13 protein-coding genes are annotated in these 15763 nt (G+C 60.8%); 3 read left to right on the top strand and 10 right to left on the bottom strand.

From position 1 onward, the window contains the following. Positions 1–36: 36 nt before the first annotated feature. Complete coding sequence (locus HU759_RS07655) at positions 37–1131, bottom strand: PLP-dependent cysteine synthase family protein (protein ID WP_017137200.1); 1095 nt, start codon at positions 1129–1131, stop codon at positions 37–39. Positions 1132–1346: 215 nt separating this feature from the next. Here HU759_RS07655 and nhaA point away from each other — a divergent pair, with 215 nt between their 5' ends. Then, positions 1347–2522 carry a Na+/H+ antiporter NhaA gene (gene nhaA, locus HU759_RS07650; protein ID WP_017137199.1) on the top strand — a complete coding sequence of 392 codons (1176 nt, stop codon included), beginning with the start codon at positions 1347–1349 and terminating at the stop codon, positions 2520–2522. A 196-nt stretch (positions 2523–2718) separates the two neighbouring features. Further along, a complete protein-coding gene (locus HU759_RS07645) occupies positions 2719–4341 on the top strand; it encodes a methyl-accepting chemotaxis protein (RefSeq protein ID WP_169985418.1) in 1623 nt (540 codons plus the stop codon). A gap of 282 nt (positions 4342–4623) precedes the next feature. Here the strand turns inward: HU759_RS07645 and HU759_RS07640 are convergent, their stop codons facing one another. From HU759_RS07640 to dinG, 6 genes are all read right to left on the bottom strand, one after another. Continuing rightward, a complete protein-coding gene (locus HU759_RS07640; RefSeq protein WP_017137197.1) occupies positions 4624–5088 on the bottom strand; it encodes a glycine zipper 2TM domain-containing protein in 465 nt (154 codons plus the stop codon). A 262-nt stretch (positions 5089–5350) separates the two neighbouring features. Then, positions 5351–5998 (bottom strand): pyridoxamine 5'-phosphate oxidase, encoded by a 648-nt coding sequence (gene pdxH, locus HU759_RS07635; protein WP_099548576.1) that lies wholly within the window; start codon positions 5996–5998, stop codon positions 5351–5353. A 27-nt stretch (positions 5999–6025) separates the two neighbouring features. Further along, complete coding sequence (locus HU759_RS07630; protein WP_170036490.1) at positions 6026–7183, bottom strand: OmpA family protein; 1158 nt, start codon at positions 7181–7183, stop codon at positions 6026–6028. Between the two features lie 143 nt (positions 7184–7326). Next, positions 7327–8472, bottom strand: coding sequence for an EstA family serine hydrolase (locus HU759_RS07625; RefSeq protein WP_017137194.1), 1146 nt, complete (start codon positions 8470–8472; stop codon positions 7327–7329). Positions 8473–8554: 82 nt separating this feature from the next. Beyond that, on the bottom strand, positions 8555–10852 hold the full coding sequence (locus tag HU759_RS07620) for a beta-galactosidase (protein WP_170036488.1): 2298 nt from the start codon (positions 10850–10852) through the stop codon (positions 8555–8557). Positions 10853–10965: 113 nt separating this feature from the next. Continuing rightward, complete coding sequence (gene dinG / locus HU759_RS07615; protein ID WP_170036486.1) at positions 10966–13110, bottom strand: ATP-dependent DNA helicase DinG; 2145 nt, start codon at positions 13108–13110, stop codon at positions 10966–10968. Between the two features lie 99 nt (positions 13111–13209). Between dinG and HU759_RS07610 the strand changes: the two genes are divergently transcribed. Continuing rightward, a complete protein-coding gene (locus tag HU759_RS07610) occupies positions 13210–13674 on the top strand; it encodes a CopD family protein (protein ID WP_017137191.1) in 465 nt (154 codons plus the stop codon). 106 nt (positions 13675–13780) lie between these two features. Here the strand turns inward: HU759_RS07610 and HU759_RS07605 are convergent, their stop codons facing one another. The 3 genes from HU759_RS07605 to HU759_RS07595 form a co-directional block, all read right to left on the bottom strand. Next, a complete protein-coding gene (locus HU759_RS07605; RefSeq protein ID WP_138453675.1) occupies positions 13781–14539 on the bottom strand; it encodes a collagen-like protein in 759 nt (252 codons plus the stop codon). Beyond that, positions 14532–14825: a DUF1145 domain-containing protein gene (locus HU759_RS07600; RefSeq protein ID WP_186616815.1), complete on the bottom strand. Its 294-nt coding sequence runs from the start codon at positions 14823–14825 to the stop codon at positions 14532–14534. The genes HU759_RS07605 and HU759_RS07600 overlap by 8 nt, the downstream gene beginning before the upstream one ends. Positions 14826–14957: 132 nt before the next feature. Continuing rightward, positions 14958–15653, bottom strand: coding sequence for an OmpA family protein (locus HU759_RS07595; protein ID WP_017137188.1), 696 nt, complete (start codon positions 15651–15653; stop codon positions 14958–14960). Positions 15654–15763: the final 110 nt, after the last annotated feature.

Below are 15763 nucleotides of genomic sequence, written 5' to 3'. Positions count from 1 at the left end.
AGGCAAGCCAGCTCCCACATTAGTTGATGGGGCGTGTCAGATATTGGCGCGCAGGACGCTGGCAGGCAACGGCTCACCCTTCTCTACACTGGCCGCAACGGCTGCAATCAAGCCGCCAAGCTCATACCCCTGCTCCGCCAACCAAGCCTGATCGTAGTATGTGTTCGCATACCGCTCGCCCCCATCACACAAGATCGCCACGATCGACCCCGACTCCCCCGCCGCTTTCATCTGCAGCGCCGCGACCAAAGCGCCGATCAGGTTAGTCCCGCTGGAACCACCCACCCGCCGCCCCAACCGCTCGGCCAGGTAATGCATGGCTGCCAATGACAGCGCATCCGGCACCTTGACCATCGCATCAATCACCTGGGGTAAAAACGAAGCCTCGACGCGTGGCCGGCCGATCCCTTCGATGCGTGAACCGCACTCCAGACGCAAACTGGCATCGCCCGTCTGGTAGTAGTCAAAAAACACCGAACGCTCGGCATCGGCACACAGCACGCGGGTGCAATGCTGGCGATAACGCACGTAGCGGCCCAGGGTCGCCGTGGTGCCACCGGTGCCGGGGCTGGAAATCAACCAGCTCGGCTCCGGGTAATGCTCAAAACGCATCTGCTGGAAAATCGACTCAGCGATGTTGTTGTTTGCCCGCCAGTCCGTCGCGCGCTCGGCGTAGGTGAACTGGTCCATGAAGTGACCGCCACTTTCCTTCGCCAAACGTTCGGACTCGGCGTAGATCTGCGTCGGATCCTTTACCAGATGGCTCTTGCCACCATAGAAGGCAATCTGGTCGATCTTCGCCTGGGACGTGGTGGCCGGCATCACCGCGATAAACGGCAGGTCAAGCAAACGCGCAAAGTACGCCTCCGACACCGCAGTAGACCCACTGGACGCTTCGATCACCGGCGCACCCGGCTTGAGCCAGCCATTACACAGCGCATAAAGGAACAGCGAACGCGCCAGCCGATGCTTGAGGCTGCCAGTGGGGTGGCTGGACTCGTCCTTGAAGTACAACTCGATACCCGGCAGCCCCGGCAATGGAAGAGGGATGAGGTGCGTGTCGGCGCTGCGCTGGAAGTCCGCTTCGATGACACGGATGGCTTCGCGAGCCCAGGTACGGTGGTCGTTCATGAGGTGAGTCTCTAAGGGTTTCAGTCCCGATTTTAGGGGCTTTCCTACACGCCACACAGATACAGTGACGACTCAATTAGACACACAATTGCTAAGCTTTGACGCAAGACCAATCCTGACCCTCTCTTATAACAAATAAGAATATAACTTTTGTTTTAACAACTAACAGTACGGGTTAGGGTACCCACCTATTGAACCTTATTGGAGAGCATCCCTTGCCTCTGCGTAACACTTTCACCCGTTTCTTCCAGCTGGAGGCCGCCAGCGGTCTGTTATTGATCGCCGCTGCCGCTTTGGCGCTGATCATCAATAACTCACCACTATCCCACCTCTACGGCGCCTTCCTCGATACGCCGGTGGTGGCGCAGGTTGGCGCGCTGAAAATCGCCAAGCCAGCGCTGCTGTGGATCAACGATGGCCTGATGGCGCTGTTCTTCCTCCTGATCGGTCTGGAGGTCAAACGCGAGTTGCTCGACGGCCACCTGTCCAAGCCATCGCAAGTGGTACTGCCGGGGGCGGCCGCGATTGGCGGCATGGTGGTGCCGGCTTTGATCTATTGGGCACTGAACAAGGACAACCCCGCCGCACTTGCCGGCTGGGCAATCCCGATGGCCACCGATATCGCTTTTGCACTCGGCGTCCTGGCCCTGCTCGGCAAGCGTGTACCGGTGTCACTGAAGCTGTTCCTGATGACCCTGGCCATCATTGATGACCTGGGCGCTATCATCGTCATCGCGGTGTTCTACTCCGCCGAACTGTCGAATGCAGCCTTGGCGGGCGCGGCCACGTGCCTGGTCGCCTTGATCGCGATGAACCGCCTGGGCGTGGTCAAGCTCGGCCCGTATATGATCATCGGCCTGATCCTGTGGGTCTGCGTGCTTAAGAGTGGCGTGCACGCCACCCTGGCCGGGGTAACCTTGGCGTTCTGCATTCCACTGCGCACCAAAAATGCCGAACCCTCGCCACTGCTGACTCTGGAGCACGCCCTGCACCCTTGGGTGGCCTACGCTATCCTGCCGTTGTTCGCCTTCGCCAACGCTGGCGTGTCGCTGACCGGGGTTACCCTGGACAGCTTCACTCACCACGTGCCCATGGGCATCGCTGCCGGCCTGCTGATCGGCAAGACCATCGGCGTGTTCGGCCTCACTTGGCTGGCCATCAAGACCGGAATCGCCACCCTGCCCAGCGGCGCCAATTGGGGCCAAGTGCTGGGAGTGGCCATCTTGTGCGGCATCGGCTTCACCATGAGCCTGTTTGTCGGCTCCCTGGCGTTTGTGCCGGGCGCCAGTGAGTTCGCGGGTGAGGATCGAATGGGCATCCTCACCGGGTCGATCCTGGCAGCCTGTATTGGCTACGCGGTCACAGCGCTGGCGAGTCGCAAGAAAGCCTGAACACTCTGAACGCCCCACAAAAAACCCCAACCGGTTACCCGGTTGGGGTTTTTCTTTTGGCGAAGATGACACTTTCGCGTAACGCCTAAAGACTTTGTCTCGGCCGCCGACTAAGGATTGTGGCGATCCGCCTGCCCCGTCTGGGGCACCCGCCTGACACAGCTCTTCAACGCGTTCCCAGCCCGAGCGAAAACCCATGTTCCTGAGAAATATAAGAATCGCAGCCAGAGCCTTCATCGGCTTCGCTGCTATTGCGTCGCTGAGTGTGTTTCTCGGCCTGTTCGCGCTCAAGCAGATCGGCGAAGTGCAATCCCAGGCTGCCGACATCCAAAACAACTGGATGCAGCGCGTGAGGATCCTCGCCCTTGCCAATGCCTCGCTGGATCGTTTTCGCTTGGGGGAAATGGCGCACATCCTGTCCGCCAGCGACGCCGATATGCAGACGTACGAAGACAAATCCGCGGGTCGCCTGAAGAGCGTCAAGGAGCAACTGGCTCAATATGCAGCGCTGCTGCGCACGCCGGAGGAAAAATCGCGCCTGGACGTGTTTAACCAGAGCCTGGAAGGGTACGCCAAGAACCACACCGAGATGCTCAAACGCTCGCGCTCAGGTGACAAGGCTGGCGCCCGTGACTTTCTCAACAGCATTCGAGAAAGCTATGAGCAGATGACCAAGAACTTCGATCAATTGATCGACCTCGCCAACAAGGGCGCAGAACTTGCCGGCCAGACTTCCGTGGCCGCGTACCAGCATGCCGTGGGCGGTATCGCCATCGTCATCGTGCTGGTAAGTGGCGGCACGGTGCTGGTGGCCTGGCTGCTGACCCGCAGCATCACCGGCCCCATCATTGAGGCGGTACGGGTGGCTGAAACCATCGCCAAGGGCGATCTCAGCCAGCCCATCAACCCGACCGGCAATGACGAAGCCACACGCCTGTTGCGGGCACAAGAGACCATGCGTAATAACCTGGTGCAGACACTGCGGCAAATAACCGGCTCGTCGAGCCAACTGGCGGCAGCGGCCGAGGAACTGAATGCCGTTACTGCCGAGGGCAGCCGCGACCTGCAGCAGCAACATGGCGAGATCGAGCAGGCCGCCACGGCCGTCACCGAGATGACCACGGCCATTGAAGAGGTCGCCCGGAATGCCGCCACCACCTCCGACCTGTCCCAGGCGTCGCGCAGCATCGCCTTGAAAGGCCAGCAACGTATGGTCGAGGCACTGAGTTCCATCCAGGCCCTGACCCGTGGTGTAGAGCTAAGCTCCAGCCAAGTGGGCGGCCTGGCCGAGCAGGCCAAAGGCATCGGCAAAGTGCTCGACGTTATCCGCACCATTGCCGAGCAAACCAATTTATTGGCACTGAACGCGGCCATCGAAGCGGCGCGGGCCGGTGATGCGGGCCGTGGTTTTGCCGTGGTCGCCGACGAAGTACGCGCCCTCGCCCATCGCACCGCGCAATCGACCCAGGAAATCGAACAGATGATTGGCAGCATCCAGACCAACACCGCCAGCACCGTCAACACCATGCTCGACAGCAGCACCATGACCCAGCAAACCATTGGCCTGGCCGAACTGGCGCAGCAAGCGCTGGCGGATATCCTTGCCGCCAATGACGAGATCAACAACCGCAATCTGGTGATTACCACGGCGGCGGCGGAGCAAGCTGACGTTGCCCGGGCGGTCGACCGCAACTTACTGAATATTCAACAGCTGTCGATTCAGTCCGCCGAAGGCTCGACTCAGACCACCGCCGCTTCGCAATCGCTTGCCAGCCTGGCGCATGAGTTGAATACGATGGTGAAGCACTTTCAGGTGTGAAGTGAGTGCGTGAATGCCTGCCCGGACACCGTACCTGTGGCGAGGGCGCTTGCTCCCGCTGGGTCGCGTAGCGGCCCCTGCTCTTTGCTTTAAAAGCATGGGACTGCTACGCAGTCCAACGGGAGCAAGCTCCCTCGCCACAGGCAAACTTAGACATGGCTTGCAATAAAAACCGCCCTACTAAAGCGGTTTTTTATCGCCTGCATTTTCTCAAAAAACCGCAGGCAATAAAAAACCCCAACCCGTCACCCGGTTGGGGTTTTGCGTTTCTACAACCAGCGCTTAGCGCGTTACACGGCTGGTGCCGTTAACCGTCATGATGCGCACGCGGTCGCCAATGCGGAAGATTTCGTTAGGGTCGACGGCCTGGACGTAGGCGCGCATGCTGCCGTCGTCTTCGCGAACGGTAACTTCAACACCCTGGGTGCGGGTCAGACCTTCTTCAGCGGCGGAACCCAGCAAGCCACCGGCAACCGCACCGATTACGCCAGTGACGATACTGCCACGGCCACCACCGATCGCGCTGCCGCCAACGCCGCCGACCACTGCACCGGCAACACTGCCGATTGGGGTCTTGGTGCCTTCGATTTTCACCGGCCGCAGGGATTCAATGGTGCCCATACGAACGGTCTGTACACGACGCGCCTCGTCACGGGAGTACGAGTCGCCGGTCAGACTCGAGGCGCAGCCACCCAACAGCAACGACAAGGTGGTAAAGCAGGCAACTAGTAAAACAGACTTACGCATAGCATCAACTCCAAAGGACAGGTATTCATTAGACGCCGCTGCTTGGCGCCTGTCACGGCAAGCACGCCAGAAAATTGCTTTCATTCAGCCTGAGTACAGACTGCCAGCACCAAAAAACTCGACGAACGGTAGCTCCCGCCCCGATCCAAAAATCACGTGGAAGCGCTCTTTATTGTAGTCACGCAATCAAAAACGCCGAAGCCTCTGTGTAGAGACTTCGGCGTGATGATCACCATTCAGATGGAATGACGAAAGGTGTAGCTCAGGGCGCCAGGCGCTCGCGCGTCCACTCGCCCGCTTGCAGGCGATAGTTCAGGCGGTCATGCAGGCGACTGGCGCGGCCTTGCCAGAACTCGATGCGCTCAGGCAACAAACGATAGCCACCCCAATGCTCGGGGCAGTCGGGTTGGGTATCGCTGAAACGCTGTTCGGTCTGCTTGAGCAGCTCCTGCAGCTCTTCACGGTCACGAATGACTTGGCTTTGCGGCGATGCCCAGGCGCCAAGACGGCTGCCCAAAGGCCGGACCTGATAATAGGCATCCGACTCTTCAGGCGTGACCTTGACCACCCGCCCTTCGATGCGCACCTGGCGCTCCAGGGAGGGCCAAAAGAAGGTCATGGCCGCAAACGGCCGCGCCGCGAGTTGTTCACCCTTGGCGCTCTGATAGTTAGTGAAGAAGGTAAAACCCTGTGCATCCAGGCCCTTGAGCAGCAGGATGCGACAGTGCGGGCGACCGTCCTGGTCGACCGTTGCCAGGGTCATGGCATTGGCCTCCACCGGTGGCTGCTCGGTTTTCACCGCATCGCCAAACCATTGGTGGAACAACGCAAACGGCTCGTCCGGGGCCTGGGCCTCGCTCAAACCGTCCCGTGTGTAGTCACGGCGCATATCGGCCAGTGCCTGGGTCATGCAGCTTTATCCTTCTGTTTCAACGGATCAGTTTTTCGCCTGGTCGTTCGCAGCCGGGGCGGCAGCCTTCGGTGCGGCTTTTTTCGCGGCAGGCTTGGCAGCGGCTTTTTTCGCAGCTGGCTTGGCGGCAGATTTCTTGGCCGGGGCTTTTTTCGCCGGAGCCGCTTTTTTCGCAGCCGGAGCCGGCACAGGGGCTGGCGCAGTTTGCACAGCGACCATGTCAGCGACCGGTGGTTTGCCCGAGTTGTACTTGCTCAGCAGCGCCAACATAGTTGTACGCTGAGTGAACATGATTTCCATGCGACGGTTCAGCGCACGCCCCTGATTGCTGTCGTTGGCGGCACGCGGCATCAGGTCGCCCATACCGCGCAGCATCAAGCGATCCTGCTTCAAGCCGCTGAGGCTGAAGATAGAGGCGATGGATTGCGCGCGTTCTTTGGTCAACGCCTGGCTGGCCGGGGCGGTACCTGTGGCATCAACGTGACCCAGGACCAGGACCGCGGTCTTGGGGTCAGCTTCAACAGCTTTGGCAACGCGTGTGAACGGGCCGAGTGTGACCGGCAGCAGCATTGCCGGGCGTTTCGGGTTGTAGGAGCCGTCCACCGGGGCAATCACGACCAATACGTTGTCACGACGTTCCAGTTGCAGGTTGCTGTCCTTGATGGCGGCGCGCAGACGCGGCTCATAATCATCCAGCCAGGCTTGGGTGATTTTCGGGTCGGGCATCTGCACGTTGGTCACATCAACCTTGGCCAGTGGCTTTGGCTTGCTTTCGAACGGCCACCACCATTTGGTTTCGGTGTCGGTCTTGGCGACGGCAGGCGCAGCATCCGGCGTGGAAGCAGGGGTTGCGGCCTTGAGGTCGGCTTTCAGGTCGGCCTTGGCATCCGCCGCTTTTTCGTCGGCGCTTTTGGCAGCGAACGGCCACCAGTTGAAGCCGGTGTCAGCCTTGGCTACCGGTGCAGGCGCTGGAGCAGCAGCGGCGGCCACAGGTTCGACAGGCTTGGCGCCGGCGGCAGGTTTGGCATCCGGCTTGGCGTCGGTTTGTGTCACGGCGTCCTTGGTAGCAGCCTTGTCAGATCCAAATGACCACCAGTGCCCACCTTCGGCATCACTTTGTGGTGTTTGTGCGCAGCCAGTAATAGTGAGGCACAGCGCCAGTGCCAAGGACTTGTTCGATAACATGAGGTATCCACAAAATGAGAAAAAAACGGGGGGCCTGGTTGACCCGTTAAACAGACGCTTAGAGAACAGTAAAGTTACACAATTTCGTTCAGCGCCTTCTTATACTTGCCTTTGTAACAAAAAAACGTGAAACAGCAAGCTCTTTACAGACAACCGGCCAATATTCCGACCAACTTCTGCGCACGCGGGTCCATAAGTACATAAGGGCCCAGTGTATTAGTCACAAAACCAAATGCTACATCGCGCTCAGGGTCGGCAAACCCCACCGAACCACCGGCGCCAGGGTGGCCAAACGCACGCGGGCCAAGGCCAAAGGTGGCATTGGGCAGTTGCGGTTGATCCAACATGCACCCCAAACCGAAACGGGTTTGAGTCAATAATGTTTTGTCTGGCCCGATACTGTGTTCGCGGGTCAATTGTTCGAGCATGTCGCTCTCAAGCAAACTACCGTCCAACAATCCGCTATAAAAACCTGCCAGGCTGCGCGCATTACCGTGACCATTTGCCGCTGGCTGCTGCATCCGCCGCCATTCGGGCTTATTAGTGCTGGTCAGAATAGACGGTGGGTTGGCAAATGCACGGGTGGTCATGGCATTAGGTTCGCGCATCATTACTTGAAGTAAACGTTGCGCGGCTTCATCGCCCATATTGCCTTTGCTGCGCGCTATATGCGCAACCCGATAAAACTCTTCGTCCGCCAAACCGACATGGAAGTCCAGGCCCAGGGGCCGCGCAACCCGCGCCACAATCGACTCGCCCGGCCCGCGCCCGTCGGCACGGCGCAGCAACTCGCCGACCAACCAGCCATAAGTGATGGCCTCGTAGCCATGCCCTTCGCCCGGCGTCCACCACGGGGCTTCGGCCGCCAGGGTGTCGACCATCAGTGGCCAGTCATACAGGGCTTCGGTCGGCAGCATCTGGCGAATCGCCGGCAGCCCGGCCTGGTGGCAGAGCAACTGGCGCAGCGTGATGGTTTCTTTACCCGCCGCGGCAAACTCGGGCCAGTAGTCGGCAACTGGCGCATCCAGTTTCAGCTTGCCTTCGGCAACCAGCTGCAGGGCCGTGACGGCAGTGAAGGTCTTGGTGCAGGAGAACAGGTTGACGATGGTGTCGCTGTGCCAGGCCTCGGCACCGTCCTTATCGGCGGTACCGGCCCACAGGTCGACGACGGTTTCGCCGCCGATCTGGATACAGAGCCCGGCACCACGCTCCTGCGGGTCATCGAACAACGCGGCAAAGGCTTCACGTACCGCTTCGAACTGGAGCTCGTAATGACCCTGAATCTGCACCTAAGCCGCCTTGGAAAACACCGTAAGAAGTGGCCGACATTGTTCCAGTCATTGCAGGTTTTGTGAACCCGTCAGTGATGAATCAATGGCCATTTCCAGAGTGTCCACCCGCATGCCCGGCGCCCTGCCCCGCGCCTTTGCCTTCTTGCCCGGACTTGCCGCCTTCGTTCTCGCGAACCTTGCTGGCCGCCTTGGCTTTTTCGGCTTCCTTGCCCAGTTGGTCGACCGCCGCCAGGTTGCTTTTACGCACACTCTCGACAAAGCCCTGGAACGGCACATCGGTGATGCCCACCAGCCCGAAGTGGCCGTTCTCACCATCCAGCAGACGCCCGGTGACCGGCTGGTCCAGGTACTGGAACCAATGCACGCCGACAATCGATGGCTCGGCCATGGCCTGCTTGAGGAAGTTGCTGTACGCCACGCCACGGTCTTCTTCACGGGCCAACTGTGTCACGCCGCCCCAGAACGGGCCACGGTCGGCCGAGCCGAAGTTGAACTCGGTGATCAGCACCGGCTTGTCCAGCGCGCGCAAGGCAGCAGAGTCATAACCGTCCTGCGGCTTCAGGGTGTACATGTTGAAACTCAGCACGTCGCAATACTGGGCGCAGGACGCCACGGCCTCGGGCGTGCTGACGGCATACCGACCACCCAGCAGCAACTGGTTGGGCGCGTGCCATTTCAACGAATCGGAGATGGTTTTGAAGTAGGCATCAGCGAAGGTCTTCTGGAAATATTTGAAGTCAGCTTCGATTTCCGGGTGCTCGGGGCTCGGCATCGGCGGCTCGAAGCCTGGGTCTTCCATCAGCTCCCAACCCGCCAGGTGGATGCCCCAGGCTTTCGACAGGCCTTCTTCGTTACGGTACTTGTCGCGCAGTTGTTTGAGGAATGCGCGTTTGGCCGGTACGTCGGTGGTCATGCGCAACGTGCCATAGGCCAAGGCGTAACGGGATTTTGGATCATCGCCGGGGCCGGCCCAGGCCAGCTCGTTGTCGGCAAAGTAGCCGATCAGCCACGGGTCATCACGGTGGTCGCGGGCGGCAATGGCCACGGCGCGTTCGGTGGCCATGGCAAAGCGCGGGTCGAACGGGTCGGGCATGCCGCCCCACCAGTCGGTGCCAGTGCTGATGCTGGCGTAGTCACCGACAATCGACAGCGGCAAGGTGTAGGGCACACGGTCGGCGCGGGCCAGGTCCTCATCACTCCAGTTGCCCACGGTGTTGAAGCCCCAGGCTTGCAGGCGGTCGAGGGTGTGGCTGACCCAGCGCTTCTGGTCGAAACCTTCGCCGCCATAAGTACGCTGCAAGTTGGCGCCGTAAAAATCGTACCAACGCCCGACATTGAAGCCGCGGCCCTGATCGGCACCGTTGCCGCCCCGGTTATCGCCACTGCCGTAGTACTTGTCGAACGGTTCGCCAGCCTTGGGCAGCGCGGCGAACATCCACTCGCGGCCGGCCACGTAGGTCTGGTTGTTGTCCGGTGCCACGGTGTTAACACCCAACGAATAGAACGGATGGCCTTGCGGCGTCACCAGGTACCAGCGGCCGTCACGCTTCTCGGTACGGAAAAAACCACTGGCGTCGAACGCCGGGCCTTTGTTCCAGCCACCGTATTGGTCCAGAGCGGATTTGTCACGCTCGGCCAGCCAGCCCTTGAGCTGTTGCTGCTCCTTGGCCGCTGCGGCTTTGAGTTGCTCGTCAGTGCTGACCTTTTCCGGCCAGCGCGCACGGGTGGACTGGCCATAAGCGTCCACCAGCTCACTGTAGACCGCCTTCAGCACCGGCTCGCTGTCCTGCACGCCAAAACGCTCAAGCAAAATGCTTTGGGCGGCGTTGGGCTTGAGCATCGACAAGGTGACCGAGGCCACTTGGCTGCGGTCGATCTCGCCAGCACTGGCGGCCAGCAATACACGCTGGCCGTCCAGGGTGATCGGCATGGGCGGGCCGGCCTTCATGCCCTGGCTCAGCGGCGAGTTGGCTTGCAACGGGATCAACAGGGTCTGGGCCGGGCCGGCCGGCAGGTCGATACGGCTGACCAGAGTCTTGCCGTCGACGCTCTGTACTTTGACATAGAGGGTCAACGCCCAGTCCATGGCGCTCTGGATACGCAGGCTCATGGCGCCGGATTGCGACCAGTCCCAGCTCCCGGCCTGCGGGCTGAGCACCAGGCTCGGTTCGGCCACCGGGTTGAAGGTGATGCGGCGCAACACCTCGCCTTCGGGGGTTTGTTCGGCGTTGTATTGCGGCAGGCTGGCGTCCTGAGTCGCCACCTTGACCACATCGGCAGGTCGGACGAAGTTGAACAGCGTTTGTTGCCCGGCAGGCGCGGCCATCAAGGGCGCAGCGAATAACAGGGCAAAAAGAGCAGGCAGCGTGCGAATCATACGAACAAGGTTCTCCCAATCGGCCGATAACTGGCCTGATGACATAAAGCGTGGCAGTGAGATAGACCACGAAGTGGGCGACTTCGCCCACAGCAGCTTAATAAATGAGTGGCTTAAGAAATTTCGCGCCTGAACGGCGGCAAGGCATTAAGGATAGCTTTGCCATAGCGCTGCGTGACCAAGCGGCGGTCGAGCAAGGTGATGGTGCCCCGGTCTTCCTCGGTACGCAGCAAGCGACCGCAGGCCTGGACCAGCTTCAAGGACGCATCCGGCACCGAGATTTCCATGAACGGGTTACCGCCCCGCGCCTCGATCCACTCGGCCAAGGCTGCCTCGACCGGGTCATCCGGTACCGAGAACGGGATCTTGGCAATCACCACGTGCTCGCAATAGGCGCCGGGCAAGTCCACGCCTTCGGCAAAACTGGCCAGGCCGAACAGCACGCTGGAATCGCCGCCATCAACCCGCGCCTTGTGTTTGTTGAGGGTTTCCTGCTTGGACAGGTTGCCCTGGATAAACACCTGTTTGCGCCAGTCACGGTCGAGGCCGTCAAACACGTCCTGCATCTGTTTACGTGACGAAAACAGTACCAGTGTGCCGCGCGAACCTTCGACCAGCTCCGGCAAGTCGCGGATGATCGCCGCCGTGTGCGCGGCCGCATCCCGTGGGTCGGCCTTGAGGTCCGGTACGCGCAGCACGCCAGCATCGGCATGGTGGAACGGGCTCGGCACCACGGCCGTCACTGCTTTTTTCGGCAGCCCGGCGCGCATGCGGAAACGGTCGAAAGTGCCCAGGGCCGTCAGCGTGGCCGAGGTCACCAGGCAGCCATAAGCCAAGTTCCACAGGTTGCGACGCAGCATTTCGGCGGCGAGGATGGGGCTGGCGTTAACCTCGATATCGAACAGCGCACCGCTTTCCGACAGGGTCAGCCAACGCGCCATCGGCGGGTTGTCTTCCGGGTCTTCGACGGTGAAGGCGGTCCACAGCTCCCAGTTGCCCTGGGAGCGTGACAACAGGCTGCCGAACAGTGGGTACCACTCCTCGGCCTGGTTGCTGGCGATGCCGATATTGACCTCGCCATCCATGCCTTCCTTGAGCAAGTCGGTGAGGCGCGTGAACAGGTCGGTGAGGCGTGAAAAGCCCTTCTTCAGCTCAATACCCATTTCGCGCATATGCTCGGGGATCAGCCCGCCGACAAAGCGGTGGCGCGGCCGCTCACGGCCCTCCACGTCTTCGCCGGGCTTGAAGTCGGCGACCTGTTCACAGGCGCTGAACATGAACTGCTGCTGAGTCTTGATCTCCCGCGCCAGCTCCGGCACTTGCTCGATCAACTTGCCCAAATCGCCGGGCAGCGGATGCTGGGCCAGCAGTTTGGTGAGGTTCTTGGCAGTGGTTTCCAGCCAGTCGGCCGTGGAACGCAGGCGCGTGTAATGGGCGAAGTGGCCAATTGCCTTGTCCGGCAGGTGGTGGCCTTCGTCGAATACGTAGAGGGTGTCGCGCGGGTCCGGCAACACCGCGCCGCCGCCCAGGGCCAGGTCGGCCAGTACCATGTCGTGGTTGGTGACGATCACGTCGACCTTGCCCATGCCTTCGCGGGCCTTGTAAAAGGCGCACTGGCCGAAGTTGGGGCAATGGCGGTTGGTGCACTGGCTGTGGTCGGTGGTCAGGCGTGCCCAGTCCGAATCTTCAAGAGCGGTGGGCCAGCTGTCGCGGTCGCCGTCCCATTTATTGCCGGCCAGCTTCTCGATCATGCTGGTAAACAGCTTCTGGCTGACTTCATCCACCTCGATCTTGAAGCCTTCTTCTTCGAACAAGGAGGCAGTGGCGGTTTGCGCATGGCCTTCCTGCAGCAACACGTCGAGCTTGGACAGGCACATGTAGCGCCCACGCCCCTTGGCCAGGGCGAAAGTGAAGTTCAGACCGCTGTTGCGCATCAGGTCGGGCAGGTCTTTGTAGACGATCTGCTCTTGCAGGGCGACAGTGGCGGTGGCGATCACCAGGCGCTTGCCGGCAGCCTTGGCGGTAGGGATCGCGGCCAGGCTGTAGGCCACGGTCTTGCCGGTGCCGGTGCCGGCCTCGACAGCCACAATCGCAGGGTCGCCACTGCGCCGCCCTTCGTCGTCGGTGTCGATATCCCCGAGGACCTTGGCCACTTCGGCGATCATCAGGCGTTGGCCGTAGCGCGGTTTCAAGCTCTTGGCTTCGAGAAAACGCGAATAGGCGCCCTGGATCGTGGTTTTGAGTTCAGTGCTGATCATGGATAGTCGGGCGCAAAAAACGCTGGATAAATTTTCAGTGGTTCGGATCGGCCGCTATCATACCCCGCTAATTAATCCCGCGCAGAACGGAGTACCACAATGACCGCGTTTAGCCTCGCTTACACCCTGCATGTATTGGCCGCCCTGGTTTGGGTCGGCGGTATGTTTTTCGCCTGGATGATCCTGCGTCCCGCCGCCATGGCGGCACTTGAAGGCCCTGCCCGGCTCAAGCTGTGGGCAAATGTGTTTCAGCGTTTTTTTGTGTGGGTCTGGGTCGCGGTGCTGATTTTGCCGATCAGCGGCATCGGCCTGTTGCAACTGCGCTTCAGTGGTTTTGAGACTGCGCCGCGCTATGTGCAGGTGATGATGGGTCTGTATCTGGTGATGACGGCGCTGTTTATCCGCATCCAGGCACTGAAGTTCCCGGAACTGCGCACAGCGGTGGCGGCTGAGGATTGGCCGGCGGGCGCGGCTGCGCTGGGGCAGATCCGCAAATTGGTAGGGATTAATTTAATAGTGGGGTTGGTGGTGGTGGCGATTGCTTCGGCGCGGCCGATGTTCTGAGGTTGTCTTTCAGGGCCTCATCGCGGGCAAGCCCGGCTCCCACATTTGGAACGCATTCCAACCTGTGGGAGCCGGGCTTGCCCGCGATGGCGTCAGCCCAAACGACTCACAACCGCTGAATGGTCACAGCACCCGCAGGCCCAGCCGGCCCCGGCTGGCCTTCCAGCCCTGGCCGGCCTTTATCGCCGCCATCGGCGCGGTACACCAGGCAGCCCTTGGACTGCCCGCCTTTGCCCGGCTTGCCCGCCGTACCGGCCAAACCACCCGGCCCGCCGTCGACCCACACTTTGATCTGCTCTGCCGGGAAGCTCTGTGGCAGCTCAACCCGCACAGTCGCCCCCGACGCGCCCGGCAGGCCGTCGCCGCCGTTATCGCCATTGGCACCACGCCCGGCGGAACCCCAGGTGCAGCCTGGGTCCACACCGTTGGCGCCATCGAGGCCGGCATAACCTTGGGCACCGGCGCCGCCACGCGCGTCCACCGACAGCTCTTCGGCGGTCAGCGCGTTAATGCGCAGCACCAGGTCACGCCCGGCCTTGGCCGGCTTTTCGTGGGTACCGGGGGCGCCGCGCGACGTGATCTGGCTGCCATGTTCCAGTTGCGCATTACGCACCTGCAATTGCAGCGCGGTATTGCCGGGGGCGATGGTGATACGCGCCTCGCGACCCAGGTGCAACTCATCCACGGTCACTTGGCTGATGGTCGCCGGCACCAGCAACGTGCCGTAGTCCGCCACATCCAGGCGCTCCAGTTGTAACACGCTGGTGCTGCTGGGCAGGCGCATCAGCGAGTTGGTTTCAACACTGACGCTCTGCGCCATAGCAATGGGGCTGACCAACAGGGCCAACAGAAAAACCTTACGCATGATTGGCCTCCTCGTTCGTTTCATTAACCGCAGCAGGCGCCGACAGGCCCCGCACATGGAACATCCCCACCAGCAGAATCTGCAAGCGGTCACGCCAAGGGTGGGCACGGTGTTTCAAGCTGCTGTTGAACAACAGCAATTCAAGCAGGTGGGTAAGCATCAACAGACTGCCGGCCAGGCTGACCAACAGGTGAAACGGATTCGTCAGCGGCCGGAACAGGTTGACCAGCACCACTACCCAGAACAACAACGTCAGAAACGTTCCCAGCCCCCAAAACACCTTCATCCCGCATGCCCCTGCCTATTATTCTTTGGGCGCACAGTACCGACTTCTGCAGGCGATTTGCCAGTGAAGGATGAAAAAACTTGCCAGGGCTCGCCGGCAATGCCCCTGCGGTGCCCGCAGGGGCAAGGGCTGTCAGCGGTTGATCTGGATTTCCACGCGACGGTTCAACGCACGCCCTTCAGCGGTTTTGTTGTCGGCCACTGGGTGGCTTTCGCCAGCACCGGTCACCGAGACAAAGTTGCTGCGAGGCACACCGGAGCTGACCAGGTAATCCGTCACCGAATGAGCGCGTTTTTCCGAGAGTTTCTGGTTGTAGGCATCTTTACCGACGCTGTCGGTATGCCCACTGACCCGCAGTTGCGCGCCTGGGGCTTCTTTTTTCAGGCGAGTGGCAATGATGTCGAGCTTGGTTTTGTCCGCTGCCGTCAACTTGGCCGAATCGAACTGGAAGTGCACATCGCGAATCACGATGGTTTCTTCCTTGACCACCACCACTTCCTCAACCACGGCGGCCGGCGGTGCGGGTGGGCAACCATTGGCATCGACCTGCACGCCTTTTGGCGTGCCAGGGCACTTGTCGCGGCTGTCCGGCACACCGTCACCATCTTCGTCGCCATCGCCATGCACCCAGCAATAGGCGCCGGCCATGCCGCCGATCAACAGCGCGCCTGCGCCCGCATAGGCTGAACTTTCAGTGGCGCCAATGGCAGCGCCCGTCACACCACCGACTGCTGCACAGGTGGGCCAATCGGTTTTTTGCAACCCTGCGCAACCTGTCAATACTCCGGTTAGCAGAACCAAGGGTAGAGCTGTCCGCATGATGCTCATGTGATTTCTCCTGAGGGGATCGGCGGGGGCCGACAGGTGGAGTAAAGACCGCTCTTTTCATCTGCGCCAGTACGCCACACCCCCGGTTTCATTGAGGATCGCCGCATTTG

This window comes from Pseudomonas sp. OE 28.3, from assembly GCF_014268205.2.
Lineage (GTDB): Bacteria > Pseudomonadota > Gammaproteobacteria > Pseudomonadales > Pseudomonadaceae > Aquipseudomonas > Aquipseudomonas edaphica.
The sequence above is the reverse complement of the archived record's forward strand: the minus strand, read 5'-3'. Positions and strand labels throughout refer to the sequence as shown.

Excerpts from the sequence above, each read along its gene's own strand:
- HU759_RS07655 (WP_017137200.1), bottom strand. The coding sequence starts at position 1,131 with ATGAACGACCACCGTACCTGGGCTCGCGAAGCCATCCGTGTCATCGAA.
- HU759_RS07645 (WP_169985418.1), top strand. The coding sequence starts at position 2,719 with ATGTTCCTGAGAAATATAAGAATCGCAGCCAGAGCCTTCATCGGCTTC.
- HU759_RS07640 (WP_017137197.1), bottom strand. The coding sequence starts at position 5,088 with ATGCGTAAGTCTGTTTTACTAGTTGCCTGCTTTACCACCTTGTCGTTG.
- pdxH (WP_099548576.1), bottom strand. The coding sequence starts at position 5,998 with ATGACCCAGGCACTGGCCGATATGCGCCGTGACTACACACGGGACGGT.
- HU759_RS07630 (WP_170036490.1), bottom strand. The coding sequence starts at position 7,183 with ATGTTATCGAACAAGTCCTTGGCACTGGCGCTGTGCCTCACTATTACT.
- HU759_RS07620 (WP_170036488.1), bottom strand. The coding sequence starts at position 10,852 with ATGATTCGCACGCTGCCTGCTCTTTTTGCCCTGTTATTCGCTGCGCCC.
- dinG (WP_170036486.1), bottom strand. The coding sequence starts at position 13,110 with ATGATCAGCACTGAACTCAAAACCACGATCCAGGGCGCCTATTCGCGT.
- HU759_RS07610 (WP_017137191.1), top strand. The coding sequence starts at position 13,210 with ATGACCGCGTTTAGCCTCGCTTACACCCTGCATGTATTGGCCGCCCTG.
- HU759_RS07605 (WP_138453675.1), bottom strand. The coding sequence starts at position 14,539 with ATGCGTAAGGTTTTTCTGTTGGCCCTGTTGGTCAGCCCCATTGCTATG.
- HU759_RS07600 (WP_186616815.1), bottom strand. The coding sequence starts at position 14,825 with ATGAAGGTGTTTTGGGGGCTGGGAACGTTTCTGACGTTGTTGTTCTGG.
- HU759_RS07595 (WP_017137188.1), bottom strand. The coding sequence starts at position 15,653 with ATGAGCATCATGCGGACAGCTCTACCCTTGGTTCTGCTAACCGGAGTA.